This is a genomic window from Photobacterium sp. R1, from assembly GCF_054600795.1.
Genome location: NZ_BAAHZP010000870.1, coordinates 1 through 243, shown reverse-complemented (window position 1 = coordinate 243; position 243 = coordinate 1). Strand labels below are relative to the sequence as shown.

Here is a 243-nt window from a genome sequence, read left to right as displayed (position 1 = left end):
AGCTGGGTGATCACCATCCTAAACTGATGGCAAACTTCTTTGCACAGACTGAAGCGCTGGCATTTGGTAAAACCCGCGAGCAAGTCGAAGCTGAGTTCATCGCAGCAGGTAAGACGCTGGAAGAAACCGCTGAGCTGGTACCTTTTAAAGTGTTTGAAGGTAACCGTCCGACCAACTCCATTCTGGTGAAGCAAGTCACCCCGTATACACTGGGTGCACTGATTGCGATGTATGAGCACAAGA

General features: G+C 49.8%; 1 pseudogene. It reads left to right on the top strand.

The window, feature by feature from the left end:
- Positions 1-243: pseudogene (gene pgi / locus ACYP03_RS27560) on the top strand (glucose-6-phosphate isomerase); the annotation flags it as partial.